This is a genomic window from Paraburkholderia domus, from assembly GCF_905220705.1.
Lineage (GTDB): Bacteria > Pseudomonadota > Gammaproteobacteria > Burkholderiales > Burkholderiaceae > Paraburkholderia > Paraburkholderia domus.
In genome coordinates, this window is the sequence record NZ_CAJNAT010000029.1 from 34,674 (window position 1) to 49,623 (window position 14,950).

The following is a 14,950-nucleotide window of genomic DNA, read 5'->3' on the forward strand; positions in this document are numbered from 1 at the left end:
GTTGTGCTTACGGCCTGCCGGGTAGGCGCTGCGGTTAGCTTGCTCATCGATACACCACGGGACCCGCGACGCGGGCGTAAAGACTGTTCCAATCCGCGCTAGGCGCCGCTTCGCGCGCCATGACTGCCTGCACATTCGACCTGGTGACAAGGGTCGCCTTGCAGAACGATTCGCGCTGGTCCTTCGGCAGCGATGCCACGTCCAGTTTCTTCTGCTGCGCATGAAGCCCCATTGAAAGGCCAATGCCGCCTAGCCAGTACGGATCCCAGTCAACCGTCGTCACGAGTTCGCCCACCTTGATCGCGGCGAGCCCCGGTTGTGTGCCGTCCATGCCGGAGACCGGCAGTTGTCCCGCGAGCCCTTCTGCGCGCAGCGCTTCGATTGCACCCAACGCCATGTCGTCGTTCGCGGCCCACACACCCTTGATCTTCGAATTGAAGCGGGTCATCCATGCCTGCATGATCGGAAAGGCCTTCTGCGAATCCCAGTCCGCCACCTGAAAGTCCAGCAACTGGATGTCGGGGAATTTCTTCAGCGCCGCCATCAGACCCGCCTTGCGCTCGATGGCAGGCACGTTGCTGAAAATGCCGCCGATTGCCACAACGCCACCCTTGCCGCCCATCGCCTTGAACAGCTCAGTCGCGGTCGATTCGCCGTATGCCACGCCGTCGAACGACATGTGCGCGACGTAGTTCGGGTTGAAATCCCACGGATGCAGGTCCTTGGGTTTATTCCAGATCGTCGTGACGTAAGCGCCGGCTTTCGAGCAGGCTTCGACGATCACGCGGGCATCGGCCGAGTCGTTGGGGTCGACATTCAGCACCAGGTTGCCGCCGGTTTTCTGCAGCAGCGCGCGGATATCCGCGATGCCTTTTTCCGAGCTGCCTTCGGTCGTCAGCGGCACGTACGGCAGACCGACGCTCTTTGCGAAAGCCTGTGCGCCCTTGTTGAACGCGGTGTAATACGGATTGGTCAGCGAGCGGAACGAACAGGCGAGCGTGGTCTGCCCCGCGCCGAACGAAAGGCCCGCCATGCCGCTGCCCGCGACGGCGAATGCCGCGCCTGCGCCGAGTTTGATAAAGTCGCGACGCGATACGCCTGTGTGTTGATCCTGTTTCGACATGATGTCTCCTCCGAGCCAAAAAAGACCCTTTGCATCAGGGGTAATTATAAATAACCGGATATTTACTGATCTGTTAGAAAGACCCAGTTTATCCGGGTGCTCCTTTTCAAACCTCGTTGTCTTTCGTCAGACCGCTGCCACTGCGGCCTCGTGCGCCACACGGCCTGAGGTGCTAGCAAGCCGACCCACTACGGGCGCCGGCGTTGCCACCAGACCACGAATCAGATCAGCAGCCTTTTCCGCGATCATCAGTGTGGGCGCATTCGTATTCGAACTCACGATCCGCGGCATCACTGACGAATCGGCGACACGCAGCCCTTCGATTCCGTACACGCGCAATTGCGGATCGACGACCGACAATTCGTCGATTCCCATCTTGCAGGTACCGACCGGGTGATAGCCGGTGCGTCCGTACTGCTGCGCGTAGGTCTCATACTCGGCCTGCGTGCGCACGTTTGCGCCAGGGAAGTGCTCGCTCCTGATGTATTTGCTCAGCGCCTTCTGACTCATGATTTCGCGACTCTGGCGAATACCGTCGACGGCCACCTTCAGGTCATACGGGTCACGGATATAAGCCGGATCGATCACCGGCGCGTCGGCGGGATCGGCACTGTGCAGCGTGACGCTGCCACGGCTACGCGGTCTGAGGAAATAGGAGTTGAGCGTACAGCCCGAACCGGACGGTACCGGCGGCACGCCGGCCTCGACCCCTGCACCAGGCAAGAAGTGAAACTGCAGGTCGGGTGTCGGTACGCTGCTGTCCGAATACCAGAACGCACCGCCTTCGGCGATGTTGGACGTGACCGGCCCCTTGTTGAAGAGTTTGTACTCGAGGCCGGCGAGCAGCATCATGTGTTTCTTCGAATATTTGTCCAGACTGTACGCACCATTCAACTCGTAGACGATATCGATGTCGAAGTGATCCTGCAGGTTTTGCCCGACGCCGTTTAGCACATGCACGGGCTTCACGCCCGCGCGTTCCAGGTCTTCCGCACGTCCGATGCCGGAGAGCATCAGCAGCTTCGGCGAACCAATCGCCCCAGCGGTCACGATGACTTCGCGTTCAGCACGCGCAATGGTCACGTTCGAGCGATCGTCCCCGGGTGCAAATTCAACGCCGATTGCGCGGCCATTTTCGATGACCACACGCGAAACGAGGCAGCCGGTGCGCACCGTCAGATTGGGCCGTGTGCGAGCGTCGCGCAGATAGCCGACCGCCGCGCTGCAGCGCTTGCCGTTGCGCTGCGTGACCTGATAAGCGCCTACGCCTTCCTGCTGCGCGCCGTTGAAGTCACTGTTATGTGGCATGCCGGCTTCCTGCCCAGCCAGCACAAAAGCCTTGGTCAATTCGTTGACGCTGATGAGATCCGACACACCGAGTGGGCCGCCAACGCCGTGATACTCATTGCACAGGCGCTCGTTGTCTTCCATGCGGCGCAAGTACGGCAGCACGCCATCGCGAAAGCCCCAACCGGTGCAACCATCGCGCTCCCAGCCGTCATAGTCCGACGGCTGCCCACGTGTGTAGACCATGGCATTGATCGAGCCGCCACCCCCGAGCACGCGGCCCTGCGCGAATGGAATCTGCCGCCCTTGTGTTTCGGCCGCCGCAGCCGTGCGATAGCCCCAAGTCAGCGGGCCGCCCGTCATCTTGAAGAAGCCAACCGGCATGTGGATGTACGGATCCGTATCGGCAGGTCCAGCTTCGAGAAGCAGCACCCGGTTGCCCGCATCCTCGCTCAGACGCGCCGCGAGCGCACAACCCGCCGCGCCGCCACCTACGATCACATAGTCATACATTGCTGTCTCCGATACTGTGTTCTGCAGTCACACGCTGCGCGTGACTCCGCAATTCATGAGGCGCTTACGGCTCCTGGCGGCCGCTTGATTCGAACCAGACCACGTTAAGCGATCCAGCGCGGCCGGTTGCCTAACTGGACATGAACCGACTTCAGTTCGGTGTACTCCTCGACGCCGTAACGCCCCGTCTCGCGGCCAATGCCCGATTGCTTGACACCGCCGATCGGCATTTCCGGGCCGCCGGTGATGGTGCAGTTGACCCAGATCCGGCCCGCCTGAACGTCGCGAAAGCTCTTGATCGCGCCCTGCAGATCGCGCGTCCAGATGCTGGCCGCGAGACCATACGGCACGCCGTTCGCAATCTGGATCGCCTGCTCGAAGGTGTCGAATGGCGTGACCGACAGCACGGGTCCGAAAATCTCTTCCTGCGCCAGCGCGCTGTGCGGTTCGACGTTGCGGAACATGGTGGGCTGGATGAAAAAGCGCTCGCCATCCTGGCTCGACGTGCCGCCATGCACCAGTTGTGCGCCGTCGCGGCTGCCCGCTTCGATGAAACTGCAAATCTTGTCGAACTGACGCGCTTCAACGATAGCGCCAACGTGGTTCGACGCGTCGAGCGGATCGCCCACCCGCACCTTCTCGAGCACACTCTTGACCCGCGCGACAAGCTCATCTTCCACCGATCGATGCACGACCAGACGGCTGCCCGACACACAGCATTGGCCCGCGTTGAAACAGATGCCAAAGGCGATGGCGTCCGCGGCATCGGCGAGATCGGCGTCCGCGAACACGATCTGCGGATTCTTGCCGCCCAGCTCGAGCCCGACCTTCTTCATGTTGCCGCCCGCTGCCGTCAGCACCGAACGGCCCACTGGCGTCGAGCCGGTGAACGACACCATGTCGACATCCATATGCTCCGCGAGCGCCTGACCTACCTTCGAGCCGAGCCCAGTCACCACGTTCACGACGCCGTCCGGCAAGCCGGCCTCTGTCAGAAGCGCGGCGAGCCTGAGTGTCGTGGTCGAGGTGAGTTCGGCGGGTTTGACAACCGCGGTGCATCCCGCCGCCAGAACGAACGGCAGGCGCTCGGACAGAATGAAGAACGGGAAATTCCATGGCGTGACGATGCCCACCACGCCGACCGGCTGGCGCACGACAAGACCAAACATGTCGCTGCCGAGGGTGTCATGCGAATCGCCGTGCGCGACACGCGCAAGACCCGCCGCGTACTCCCAGATGCCCGCCGCGGCGTTGATCTCGCCGCGCGACTGGCCTATCGGCTTGCCGCTTTCCAGCGTTTCCAGGTACGCGAGCGTCTCCACGTTGTCCCGGATAAGACTCGCGGTTTTGAGCAGCACCGTTGCACGCTGCTCACCGGACAGACGCGACCAGCGCCCGTCGTCGAACGCCCGGCGCGCCGAAGCAACCGCCACATTCAGATCGTCGACAGATGCGCGCGCCGTGGATGTCACCGGCACGCCGTGGCCCGGACTCTTGCGCGTCATGAATTCGCCAGCGAGCCCGACATAGTCCTTGCCGTCGATGAACATCGGCGTGCGCAGAGGTTCCGACGGAAGACGAAGCGTTGCTGCGAGTTCATTCAGGTTACTCATTCCTGCCTCCAGAATCTGCTTTTGCACGGACACGGAAAGCGCGTCGTGCGTGCGGAAAATTGTGTGGGCCATGCGATGTGCTGCCCGTTTTTGCGCCCATTCTGCACCATCCGGTTACTTCCTGACAATGCCTTTTTGGTCTATAGTCGCTGACACAACGCGGCCGCGAATGACGCCGCTCCCACTGACTCTCTTTGCAGCGATCACCGACCATGACTCTTGTGACCACGCCTCCCAGCCGGGCATCCAAAACCGCCAAGACGGGCGCGACGCAGCCGCCGAGGCAGCGGGATCCCGAGGTGACCCGGGCGCGTATTCTCGAAGCCGCGAAAATGGAGTTCGCGAAACTCGGTCTTGCCGGCGCACGCGTGGAAGCCATCGCGACACGTTCGAAGGCCAACAAGCGGATGATCTACCACTACTTCGGGAGCAAGGAGGAGCTGTTCGTTGCCGTGCTCGAGGACGCCTATGCCGACATCCGCACCGCCGAACTGAAGCTCAACCTCGATCATCTTTCTCCCGAAGATGCGATCGTCGCGCTCGCCACGCATACGTGGAACTACTACCTGAAGAACCCGGAATTCATGACACTCGTGAATAGCGAGAACCTGCACAAGGCGCGTCATCTGAAGAAGTCCGAACGATTCAAGGAACTGCATCATGATTTCATCTCGATGTTGCAACGCATACTCGACCGTGGCGTCGAAGCGGGTGTATTCCGCAGCGGCGTCGACGCCCGGCAACTGCACATTACGATGGCTGCGATCGGTTACTACTACCTCACCAATCGCCACACCAGCGGCCTCATTTTCGACATCGACTTCATGAGCAAGGAGGCGTTGAAAGCCAGGCTCGACTTCAACATCGAGACCATTCTCAGGCTCGTGCACGCCTGAGTGGTCACTTGCGGAGCGCCGAGCAGCGGCGCTCCCGATTGCGTGAGCGTTCATCAGGCCGGCTGCTCGCGCCGCTTGTCCGCCGCGCCCTTACCGCGCGCAAGCAATGCGTCGTCGACAAGCGGGCGAAACCCCATCCGCGCAAGCACGTCCCGCTCAACATCCACACCTTCCGCCACTTCGATCAGACGAACCCCATCCTCTTCGAGCCGGAAGACCGCCCGCTCTGTCACATACAGCACGTCCTGCTTCGCGATACGCGCCTGCACGCCGCTAAACGTGATGTGCTGCACGCGCTCGACGAGCTTCGGCACACTGCCCGGCGACACGATATTCACGCGCTGGCCCACCTGCTCGACCTGCAGGCCTTTTGCTTCGAAACTGCCGCAGAAGACGATCTTGCGCGCACCCTGGGTGATGTCGATAAAGCCGCCTGGCCCTACCACCGTCGAGCCGAGTTTCGAGACATTGATATTCCCGTCTCCATCCATCTCGCCCATGCCGAGAAACGAAATGTCGACCCCGCCCCCACTGTAGAAATCGAATTGATCGACGCTTGAGAGAATCGCTTCCGCGTTGCGCGCAGAGCCGAACATGGGACCGTCGACCATGGCGCCGTTGTGGATGCCCTGCTCGACTGTTCCCCAGAACGTGCCGAGTCGTCCCTGTTGCGCCAGCAAACCCGGAATACCGCCTGGGATGCCGAAACCGAAATTCGCCGAATGCCCTTCGTGCAGTTCCTCCGCGGCGCGTGCCGCAACGATGCGACGTATACCCATGGGCACTTCATAGAAGCCATCGGCAATGGTTCCGACCGTTTCGCCACTTAGCGTGGAGTCGTAGTCGGCGATCGCACACTGCGGTGCCGCCGGCGTCTCGACGAGCGTGTCAACGAGAACACCCGGTATTCGCACCAGTCGCGCAGGCACGTAGCCTGCCGGCTCGCGCTCCTTGACCTGCACAATCACATGGCCGCCACAGTTGTGAGCAGCAAGAGCCGCTGCGTACGTGTCAAGGTCAACGGGCTCGCGACGTAACGTGACATTGCCGGCCGCGTCCGCGGACGAACCGCGGACGATTGCGAAATCGACTTTGAACGGCTTGTAGCGCAAGTACTCGCGCCCATCGAGTTCAATCAGTTCGACGAGGTCTTCGGTAGCGCGCGCATTGATCTTGCCGCCGTCGATGCGCGGATCGACGAACGTACGCAGACCGACGTGCGTGACGAGCCCCGGCCGCCCTGCGCCGATCTCGCGCAGCAATGTGGAGATTGCGCCCGCCGGGAAGCTATACGCTTCGAACGCATTCTCTTTCGCCATTTGCTGCATGGCCGGCGACCAGCTCCAGTGTCCACCGATGACGCGTCGCACCATACCCGGGTGCGCGAAGCGCCCAAGACCGCTGCCCTTGCCGTCGCCGATTCCGAGTGCGTGGACCACCGTCAGATCGCGCGGATGCCCAGTCTCGAGGAATCGCTGCTCCAGTTTCGCGAGCACGGCGTCCGGCTCAAGCATCCCGCCGCCGTTGCTGGCCAGCGCAATGGTCGCCCCATCGAAGATTTGCTCAACCGCATCTTCGGCTTGCATCCAGTTTTTCAAACTACCCTCCAATCAAATCGGCCACAAAGCTCGTTGACATCGGTCATTCGTTGGTTTTAAATAACCATCCAGATGGTTACTTGATGCCAATGTTGGCACAGGAAATCACGTAATTCAAGCGGTGATGCGCAAGGCTCGGGTTTACCTTCACCAGCGCAAACCAGGCATAAAACAGGTACCGATCATGAGGACGGAGACAGCATGAAACTCTCAGAAACGCATCAGCAGATTCGTGAAACCACCCGGCGCTTTGCGCAGGAGGTGATTCGCCCAGTCGCCGAGGAACTGGATCGCGAGGAACGCTTCCCAGCGGAGATCTACGCCCAGATGGGCGAGTTGGGCCTGTTCGGCATCACCGTGCCGGAAGAATTCGGCGGCGCAGGACTCGACGTCACGGCCTACGCACTCGTGATGGAAGAACTGTCGCGCGGTTACGCTTCCGTCGCTGACCAGTGCGGTCTCCTTGAACTGGTCGGCACCCTTCTTTCCGCACACGGCACCGGCGAGCAACGTGCGACCTACATGGAGCCGCTCTTGCGCGCGAAACTACGGCCGGCCTATTGCATCACTGAGGCTGACGCAGGCACTGACGTCTCCGGCATCCGTACCACCGCGACCCGTACGGCCGAGGGCTGGGAACTCAACGGCGCCAAGCTCTGGATTCACAACGCCCCGGTTGCCGACGTCGCATTCGTGCTCGCCCGGACCGACCCCGCGGCGGGAAAACGCGGCATGAGTATCTTCATCGTGGACTGCTCGTTGGCCGGAGTATCGAAAGGTCCCAAAGAGCACAAGATGGGGCAGCGCGCGTCGCAGGTCGGCGAACTGAATTTCGACCGGGTAAAGTTGCCGCGCGATGCGCTGCTCGGCACCGAAGGCCGCGGCTTTCACATGATGATGAGCGCGCTCGACAAGGGGCGTGTGGGTATCGCCTCGCTTGCCGTGGGCATCGCGCAGGCGGGGCTCGAAGCGGCACTCGAATACTCGCAAACCCGCAAGCAGTTCGGCAGTCATATTGCCGAGTTGCAAGGCATTCAATGGATGCTCGCGGATATGGCGAAGGACATTCAGGCCGCGCGCCTGCTCGTCCTCGACGCCGCGGAACGACTCGAATCGGGCGATCGCCCCAGCATTGCCTGCTCAATGGCCAAGTGCTTTGCCGGCGATACCGCCGTCAAGCACAGCGCTAACGCCGTGCAGATTTTCGGCGGCAGCGGCTACATTCGCGGCTACGAAGTCGAACGCCTGTATCGGGACGCCAAGATCACGCAGATCTACGAAGGCACGAACCAGATCCAGCGCACGATCATTGCACGCGATCTGATTGCCAATGGAGCCTCATTATGAGCGCTCGCCCAATCGCACTTGTCACAGGTAGCCGACGTGGCATCGGCCGCGCGATCGCGATCGAACTTGGTCGCGCCGGTTTCGACATCGCGCTGACCGATGCGGTGGCGTCGGATGAACTCGACGATGCCGTTCGCGAGGTTCAGCAAACCGGCGCACGCGCGATCGCAACGCTCTCCGACCTCGCCGACATCGATTCGCATCCGGCCACGTTATCCGCTATCGAAGCCTCGCTCGACGGCCAGATCGATTGCCTCGTGAACAACGCGGGTGTTTCCGTGATGTCACGCGGCGACCTCCTCGACGTCACAGCGGAAAGTTTCGACCGCTGCATCGCGGTGAATACGCGCGGCACGTTCTTTCTCATGCAGGCATTCTCGAAACACTGCCTTGCGCGCTCGGGACCTCCCGTTGCACCGCATCCGTCGATCATCACCATCACGTCGTCCAACGCGATCGCGGCCTCGCCCTTGCGCAGCGAATATTGCGTATCCAAGGCCGGGCTTTCGATGGCGAACACGCTTTTCTCGTTGCGTCTGGCGGAGCACGGCATCAGCGTGTATGAGGTGCAGCCCGGCCTGATCGAAACCGAAATGACCGCGCCGTCCCGCGCACGCTACGACACGCAGATCGAACAGGGACTGACCGCCATCAAACGCTGGGGCACGCCGCAGGAAGTTGCAATCACCGTGCGAACGCTTGCCACCGGCGGCCTTCCCTACAGCGTCGGCCAGGCGATCCGTATCGACGGCGGCCTCCTCGTCACCAAATACTGAGCTACCTATGAACCTGTCAATCAGACTTCCGGCTGCGTCCGGCACACTGGAAACGTATCTCGTGCAGGGCACGCCACTCGAGGTACGACCGCCTGCGCGTGAATTCAACCGCATTGCGTACTCGGCCGCTCACGTGGTCGCCGATCCGCTCCGCGCGGGGGAGCTAAACGCCGAGCCCGCCATCGACTGGGACCGCACGATCGCTTACCGGCGCTATCTCCTTCAACAGGGATTGGGCATCGCAGAAGCCATGGACACGGCGCAACGCGGCATGGGTTTGCCGTGGAGCACGGCACTTGAACTGATCACACGCAGCATCGAAGGCACACGCGATATTGCCGGGGCGGCCATCGCGTCGGGTTGCGGCACTGACCACATGACGCCCGCTTCGGTGACGAACTGCGATCAGGTGATTCGTGCATATGCGGAGCAACTTGAAGCCGTGCAGCGCGTGGGCGGACGCGTGATCCTGATGGCGAGTCGCGCGCTCGCGAAAGTGGCACGCTCGCCGGACGATTACCGGCGCGTCTATCGCGAAGTGCTCGCCATGTGCGATCAGCCGGTCATTCTGCATTGGCTCGGCGACATGTTCGACCCTGAACTCGCGGGCTACTGGGGCGCAAGCGGATTTCCGGATGCAGCCGAAGTTTGCCTCGATATCATCGAGGCCAATTCGGCCAAAGTGGATGGCATCAAGATCTCGTTGCTCGACGAGCAGAAGGAGATCACGTTCCGCCGTCGTCTGCCGCAAAGCGTGAAGATGTACACAGGCGACGACTTCAACTATCCCGCGCTGATCGCCGGCGATGGCACGCATTTCTCACATGCGCTTCTCGGCATTTTCGACGCCATTGCGCCAGCGGCGTCTCAAGCGCTGACAGCCCTCTCTGCGGGTGACCTCGATACGTATAACCTGTTGCTGGGGCCGACGGTCCCGCTTTCGCGCCACATTTTTCGCGCGCCAACGCAGTACTACAAGACCGGCGTAGTGTTCCTTGCATACCTGAATGGCTTCCAGGATCACTTCTTCATGCCGGGCGGTCACCACGGTATGCGGCCGCCAGCTTATCTGGCCGACGTATTCCGCCTCGCAGACCAGGCCGGCTTGCTGCGCGATCCGGGCGATGCGATCAGTCGCATTCGGAAGGTCATGGCGCCACTAGGATGCGGAGACTGATCATGGCCCGATCCAGGGGACCCGTGCGGCACATGGTGTTTTGCCGGTTCCGTAGCGAAGTGCCACCGGCACGCCGCCTCGCGTTCTTTGAGCAGATCCGGCGATTAACGGAAGTGCCCGGCATTGCCTTCACCAACTTTCAGAGCGGGCCCAACGTGTCGCCGGAAGGCTATGGCATGACGTTTTCTGACGGCTTCATGATGGATTTCGCGAGCCGCGACGACTGCTTTGCCTATCTGGCGCACCCCACGCATCAGGCCATTGGCGCACGTCTTCTTGAGACACTTGAAGACGGTGCGCAAGGCCTGCTCGTCTTCGATATCGATCTGGAAACTCATGAGAAACCTTCAGGGAAGACTCGACCTGTGCTCCATCAATACCGCAACACTGGGCCATCGGGAGCCACTCAGTCGTACGATTGATCGTATTGCCCGCGCGGGCTTCGGCGGCATAGCGCCATGGCGCCGCGAGGTCGAGGATGGCGACGTCGCGCAGTTCGCCCGCCAGATCAGAGCGCTCGATCTGACCGTGACCGGCTATTGTCGCTCGACCTATCTTCCGGCAGCGACTTCCGCGGAATTCAGCGCGAACGTCAAAGCAAACCGGGCCGCATTGCGTGATGCGGCAGTGCTCGGAGCGCGTTGCTTCGTGATAGTGGTCGGTGGAATTGTGCCGGGTAGCCGCGATCTGGAAGGCGCGCGATCTCAGGCGGTCGACGGGATCTCAATGCTGCTGGAGACTGCACGCGAGTGCGGTGTGCCGCTCGCACTCGAGCCACTTCATCCAATGTACGCAGCCAATCGTGCCGTGGTCAACACAATCGCACAGGCAGTGAATATTTGTGAAACCGTGGACCCGGACCGGTCAGGACTTATCGGTGTTGCAGTTGATGTTTACCACTGCTGGTGGGACCCGGAGCTGAAGGCGTCGATTGCCGCAGCTGGGCAGGCGGGCCGCATTCTGGCGTATCACGTGTGCGACTGGCTGCACGAAACCGGTGACATGCTACTGGATCGTGGAATGATGGGCGACGGTGTCATCGATCTACCGGCGGTGCGGTCATGCGTCGAAGGCGCTGGATACGACGGACTGGTGGAAACCGAGATTTTTTCCGCACAAAACTGGTGGCAACGCGCACCGGACGAAGTACTCGCAATATGCGCTGAACGTCTGCGGACTGTCTGCTGACAGTGCGCGTCAAACGACACGAACACACGGAGACAAAAATGACTGAAAAGATTCGCTGGGGTGTACTGGGCGCCGCAAAGATTGCCGACAACTTTGTCGTGCCGGCTATCCAACGCTCGTCCAACGGACGGGTGACCACCGTCGCCAGCCGCGACCGCGACCGCGCACAGTCTTTCTCGACTAAGCATGGCATCGACCATGTATTGACAAGCTATGACGTGGTGATCGAAAGCAACGACGTAGACGCGATCTATATCCCGCTGCCAACGGCCAGCCACGTCGAATGGTGCAAGAAAGCCTTGCTCGGTGGCAAGCACGTGCTGTGCGAGAAGCCGATTGCAATGAATGCCGACGAGGTGCTCGAGTTGATCGCCTTGCGCGATAGGACAGGGCTTGTATGCGGCGAAGCATTCATGGTGGCGCATCACCCACAATGGGCCTTTGTTCGCGACAGCCTCGCTCAGGGAATGCTCGGCGAACTCACGCTGATCGAAGGGTCGTTCACTTACTTCAACGACGATCCCAATGCACTCAAGAATAATCTTTCACTCGGTGGCGGCGGGGTTCGCGACATCGGCGTCTACCCGGTCGTGACCACGCGGCTCGCGACAGGACTTGAACCGGCTCGCGTCCATGCAGAGGTCTTGCTCGATCCCCGCTTCGGCACCGACCGGTTCGCGCGATGCACCGCCGAGTTCCCCGAATTCTCGATGACGTTCTACTGCGGCACGCAACTGTCGCGCCGGCAGCACATGATCTTTCATGGAACCAAAGGCTGGTTACGCGTTGATGCACCGTTCAATCCGGGCACCTATGGCCCGGCGCAAATTCGCCATCGGTCCGATGAAACAGGTCAAACACGCACCATTGAGTTCGGTGACGTAGACCAATATCAGTTGATGGTCGAAGACTTTGCGAGAACAGTGCTCGGACAAAACGCGAACCTGGCTTTCACGCTTGAAAACTCACTCGGTAATCAGTGGGTCATCGATCAGATACTTTCTTGAGCAGCGCGTAACCGAGACATTGCGACGCGACGGGTAATCGCGAACGACGCGCTGGCAGCATTCGCTACCGCCAGGCGTAGCCTGCCGGCAAACGCTATTGAGGCGTCGGCGCATCCTGGCGGATCAACTCGCGGCGCTTCAGTTCGGTCCAGAACGCCGGTGGAATGTCGACCCGGAAGGTCTGCAGGTTGTCTTCCAGTTGCGCAACCGTACGTACGCCCGGAATGTTGGTCGGGATCGCAGGGTGGCCGAGGACGAATTGCAGTGCTGCGGCTTTGAGCGGCACCGAGAATTCCCGACATACCTGCTCGATCTGGCGTACGCGCTCAAGGATCGGCTCCGGCGCGAGCGAATAGTTGTACTTCGCACCGGGCACGGCACCCGTCGCGAGAATGCCGCTGTTGTAGCCGCCACCGAGAATCACTGACACGTGCTTCTCTTCACACATCGGCAGAAAGCCGTCCAGCGCGTCCTGCTCGAGCAGCGTGTAGCGGCCGGCCAGCAGCAGGCAGTCGAAATCCTGCTGGCGAATCGCTTCGTGCGCGACCTGCCACTCGTTGACGCCGAGCCCCACCGCTTTCACGACCCCTTCGTCCCGGAGTTTCAGCAGTGCTTTCGACGCACCCGCCATCGCGGCCTTGAACATCTCAGGCTGGCGCTCTCCGTGCGTAAAGACGTCGATGTCGTGAATCAGCGCGATATCGATGTGCTCCAGCGCCAGACGCTGCAGACTGTCCTCGATCGAGCGCATTGTGCCGTCGTAGCTGTAGTCGAAAACAGGTTCGAACGGCAGCCCGTCGACCCACGGCTCGAAGTTGATCTCGGCGCGCTTGTGCGGCTTCAGAATGCGCCCGACTTTGGTCGACAGCACGTACTGGTCACGCGGATACCAGCGCAACCCCTGCCCGCAACGCGCCTCGCTCAACCCATGGCCATACATCGGGGCGGTATCGAAGTAGCGTACGCCCGCGTCCCACGCTGCCTTGATCAACGCAGCCGAATCTTCCTCGCTGATCGACCTGAAGATGTTGCCGATCGGCGCGGCGCCGAAGCCCATCAAGGTTGTCTCGAGCCCTGAGCGCGGCCATCTACGCTTTGCTACCGGATCCATACTTGTCCCCTTTCATGAGTAAAGCTGCGTTTCACAATGAGCTAACACGCAGCTCTTACTTGACCTTCGCGGCAGCGGCAAGCTTGCGCGCGCCCTCTTTTGCATCCTCGTTCGAGTTCATGAAGTTCGTAACGACGTCGGTGATCGCGCCAGCGGTGACCGAGGACTGAAGTTCGCCGAAGGCCAACGACGGCAGGAACCCACCCGATTTGATCGTGGCCTGCTCGTCTGCGCGGGATTTCCTGGCGCAGCTATCGAACTTGTCCATGGGCACGTCGAGCCGAACCGGTATTGAACCCTTGTAGAGACTGAACTGCTGCTGGAAATCAACGGACATAATCGTTTTGGCAAGCGCAAGCTGCCCTGGAGTCGCGTCCTTTTTGCCGTTCTGCTGGAAGAACACGAATGCATCCGCTGTGTACGTATAAGCGTTCGATGTTCCAGGAGCAGCCGCGCAGATATAGTCGACATCTGCCTTCTTGTTCGCGTTGGCGAATTCCCCTTTCGCCCAGTCTCCCATGAACTGCATGCCGCCCGAGCCGGAAATCACCATCGCGGTCGCGAGGTTCCAGTCGCGGCCGTGATAGCCCTTATCGAAGTAAGTCCGGATCTTCTGGACGGTCTCGAACACTTGCACCATCTGTGGCGAGGTCAGCGTTTTCTGATCGAGATCGACGAGGGCTTTCCGGTAGAAGTCCGCGCCCTGGGAGAGCACGACTGTCTCCCAGATAGTCATGTCCTGCCAGGGCTGACCACCGTGCGCGACCGGCGTGATGCCCGCTGCACGAAACTTGTCGGCGAGTGCGAGGAATTCCGGCCACGTCGTGGGCGGCGTCCCGCCGACTTTGTCGAGGTCCGCTTTGTTGATCCATAACCAGTTGATTCGATGCACCGAGAAAGGTGCGGCCACATAGTGACCGCCTGCCTTCATGGCACTGTCTATTTGGGCGGGCGTATGCATTTTCCAATCGGTCGCGGCCTGATCGATCGTGACCAGCGAGCCCTGCTCCGCCCAATCCTGAATCAGCGGACCCTTGATCTGCGCTGCGGATGGCCCGTTGCCCGAGATGACCTGCGTCTTCAGCGCTGTCATGGCCGCCGCGCCCGCGCCTCCTGCGATAGCGAAGTCTTTCCACTCGTAGCCCTGTTTGCTCATATCATCCTTGAGCACCCGGATCGCTTTCGATTCGCCGCCGGACGTCCACCAGTGCAGTACCGAAAGCTGTTCGGCGGCAAGTGCCGCATGCGTTCCCGCCATGAGCAGCGCGACAGCCGTCGCAACCGATGTCAGTGATCGTTTCATTGCAGTCTCCG

The 14,950-nt window shown here is 61.0% G+C and carries 13 protein-coding genes; 7 read left to right on the forward strand and 6 right to left on the reverse strand.

Annotation, left to right across the window (positions count from 1 at the left end; translation table 11 throughout):
• Positions 1-43: 43 nt before the first annotated feature.
• The 3 genes from KHO31_RS31835 to KHO31_RS31845 all read right to left on the reverse strand — a co-directional run bounded on the left by KHO31_RS31835 (position 44) and on the right by KHO31_RS31845 (position 4,536).
• Positions 44-1,123 carry a sugar ABC transporter substrate-binding protein gene (locus KHO31_RS31835; RefSeq protein WP_211625069.1) on the reverse strand — a complete coding sequence of 360 codons (1,080 nt, stop codon included), beginning with the start codon at positions 1,121-1,123 and terminating at the stop codon, positions 44-46.
• A gap of 126 nt (positions 1,124-1,249) precedes the next feature.
• Positions 1,250-2,923: a GMC family oxidoreductase gene (locus KHO31_RS31840; RefSeq protein WP_211625071.1), complete on the reverse strand. Its 1,674-nt coding sequence runs from the start codon at positions 2,921-2,923 to the stop codon at positions 1,250-1,252.
• A 104-nt stretch (positions 2,924-3,027) separates the two neighbouring features.
• A complete protein-coding gene (locus KHO31_RS31845) occupies positions 3,028-4,536 on the reverse strand; it encodes an aldehyde dehydrogenase family protein (protein WP_201087075.1) in 1,509 nt (502 codons plus the stop codon).
• Positions 4,537-4,748: 212 nt separating this feature from the next.
• Between KHO31_RS31845 and KHO31_RS31850 the strand changes: the two genes are divergently transcribed.
• Positions 4,749-5,432, forward strand: coding sequence for a TetR/AcrR family transcriptional regulator (locus KHO31_RS31850; RefSeq protein ID WP_201087067.1), 684 nt, complete (start codon positions 4,749-4,751; stop codon positions 5,430-5,432).
• Positions 5,433-5,485: 53 nt separating this feature from the next.
• Here the strand turns inward: KHO31_RS31850 and KHO31_RS31855 are convergent, their stop codons facing one another.
• Positions 5,486-7,018, reverse strand: coding sequence for an acyl CoA:acetate/3-ketoacid CoA transferase (locus KHO31_RS31855; protein WP_211625180.1), 1,533 nt, complete (start codon positions 7,016-7,018; stop codon positions 5,486-5,488).
• Positions 7,019-7,231: 213 nt separating this feature from the next.
• Here KHO31_RS31855 and KHO31_RS31860 point away from each other — a divergent pair, with 213 nt between their 5' ends.
• The 6 genes from KHO31_RS31860 to KHO31_RS31885 are packed head-to-tail and all read left to right on the forward strand — an operon-like array spanning position 7,232 to position 12,525.
• On the forward strand, positions 7,232-8,377 hold the full coding sequence (locus KHO31_RS31860) for an acyl-CoA dehydrogenase family protein (RefSeq protein ID WP_211625073.1): 1,146 nt from the start codon (positions 7,232-7,234) through the stop codon (positions 8,375-8,377).
• On the forward strand, positions 8,374-9,153 hold the full coding sequence (locus tag KHO31_RS31865; protein WP_201087069.1) for a 3-ketoacyl-ACP reductase: 780 nt from the start codon (positions 8,374-8,376) through the stop codon (positions 9,151-9,153). Before KHO31_RS31860 ends, KHO31_RS31865 begins: the two co-directional genes overlap by 4 nt.
• A 7-nt stretch (positions 9,154-9,160) precedes the next feature.
• Positions 9,161-10,330: a dihydrodipicolinate synthase family protein gene (locus KHO31_RS31870; protein WP_201087070.1), complete on the forward strand. Its 1,170-nt coding sequence runs from the start codon at positions 9,161-9,163 to the stop codon at positions 10,328-10,330.
• A gap of 2 nt (positions 10,331-10,332) precedes the next feature.
• Positions 10,333-10,752 (forward strand): Dabb family protein, encoded by a 420-nt coding sequence (locus KHO31_RS31875; RefSeq protein ID WP_201087071.1) that lies wholly within the window; start codon positions 10,333-10,335, stop codon positions 10,750-10,752.
• Positions 10,667-11,518 carry a sugar phosphate isomerase/epimerase family protein gene (locus KHO31_RS31880; RefSeq protein WP_201087072.1) on the forward strand — a complete coding sequence of 284 codons (852 nt, stop codon included), beginning with the start codon at positions 10,667-10,669 and terminating at the stop codon, positions 11,516-11,518. The genes KHO31_RS31875 and KHO31_RS31880 overlap by 86 nt, the downstream gene beginning before the upstream one ends.
• 38 nt (positions 11,519-11,556) lie before the next feature.
• The gene (locus KHO31_RS31885; protein ID WP_211625075.1) at positions 11,557-12,525 is read left to right on the forward strand and encodes a Gfo/Idh/MocA family protein; all 969 of its coding nucleotides are present in this window, start codon (positions 11,557-11,559) and stop codon (positions 12,523-12,525) included.
• Positions 12,526-12,619: 94 nt separating this feature from the next.
• Here the strand turns inward: KHO31_RS31885 and KHO31_RS31890 are convergent, their stop codons facing one another.
• The gene (locus KHO31_RS31890) at positions 12,620-13,636 is read right to left on the reverse strand and encodes an aldo/keto reductase (protein ID WP_211625077.1); all 1,017 of its coding nucleotides are present in this window, start codon (positions 13,634-13,636) and stop codon (positions 12,620-12,622) included.
• Positions 13,637-13,691: 55 nt separating this feature from the next.
• Complete coding sequence (locus KHO31_RS31895) at positions 13,692-14,939, reverse strand: ABC transporter substrate-binding protein (RefSeq protein WP_211625079.1); 1,248 nt, start codon at positions 14,937-14,939, stop codon at positions 13,692-13,694.
• Positions 14,940-14,950: the final 11 nt, after the last annotated feature.

What these genes read in the sequence shown, in the direction of transcription:
- KHO31_RS31835 (WP_211625069.1), bottom strand. Translation starts at nt 1,123, where the DNA reads ATGTCGAAACAGGATCAACACACAGGCGTATCGCGTCGCGACTTTATC.
- KHO31_RS31840 (WP_211625071.1), bottom strand. Translation starts at nt 2,923, where the DNA reads ATGTATGACTATGTGATCGTAGGTGGCGGCGCGGCGGGTTGTGCGCTC.
- KHO31_RS31845 (WP_201087075.1), bottom strand. Translation starts at nt 4,536, where the DNA reads ATGAGTAACCTGAATGAACTCGCAGCAACGCTTCGTCTTCCGTCGGAA.
- KHO31_RS31850 (WP_201087067.1), top strand. Translation starts at nt 4,749, where the DNA reads ATGACTCTTGTGACCACGCCTCCCAGCCGGGCATCCAAAACCGCCAAG.
- KHO31_RS31855 (WP_211625180.1), bottom strand. Translation starts at nt 7,018, where the DNA reads ATGCAAGCCGAAGATGCGGTTGAGCAAATCTTCGATGGGGCGACCATT.
- KHO31_RS31860 (WP_211625073.1), top strand. Translation starts at nt 7,232, where the DNA reads ATGAAACTCTCAGAAACGCATCAGCAGATTCGTGAAACCACCCGGCGC.
- KHO31_RS31865 (WP_201087069.1), top strand. Translation starts at nt 8,374, where the DNA reads ATGAGCGCTCGCCCAATCGCACTTGTCACAGGTAGCCGACGTGGCATC.
- KHO31_RS31870 (WP_201087070.1), top strand. Translation starts at nt 9,161, where the DNA reads ATGAACCTGTCAATCAGACTTCCGGCTGCGTCCGGCACACTGGAAACG.
- KHO31_RS31875 (WP_201087071.1), top strand. Translation starts at nt 10,333, where the DNA reads ATGGCCCGATCCAGGGGACCCGTGCGGCACATGGTGTTTTGCCGGTTC.
- KHO31_RS31880 (WP_201087072.1), top strand. Translation starts at nt 10,667, where the DNA reads ATGAGAAACCTTCAGGGAAGACTCGACCTGTGCTCCATCAATACCGCA.
- KHO31_RS31885 (WP_211625075.1), top strand. Translation starts at nt 11,557, where the DNA reads ATGACTGAAAAGATTCGCTGGGGTGTACTGGGCGCCGCAAAGATTGCC.
- KHO31_RS31890 (WP_211625077.1), bottom strand. Translation starts at nt 13,636, where the DNA reads ATGGATCCGGTAGCAAAGCGTAGATGGCCGCGCTCAGGGCTCGAGACA.
- KHO31_RS31895 (WP_211625079.1), bottom strand. Translation starts at nt 14,939, where the DNA reads ATGAAACGATCACTGACATCGGTTGCGACGGCTGTCGCGCTGCTCATG.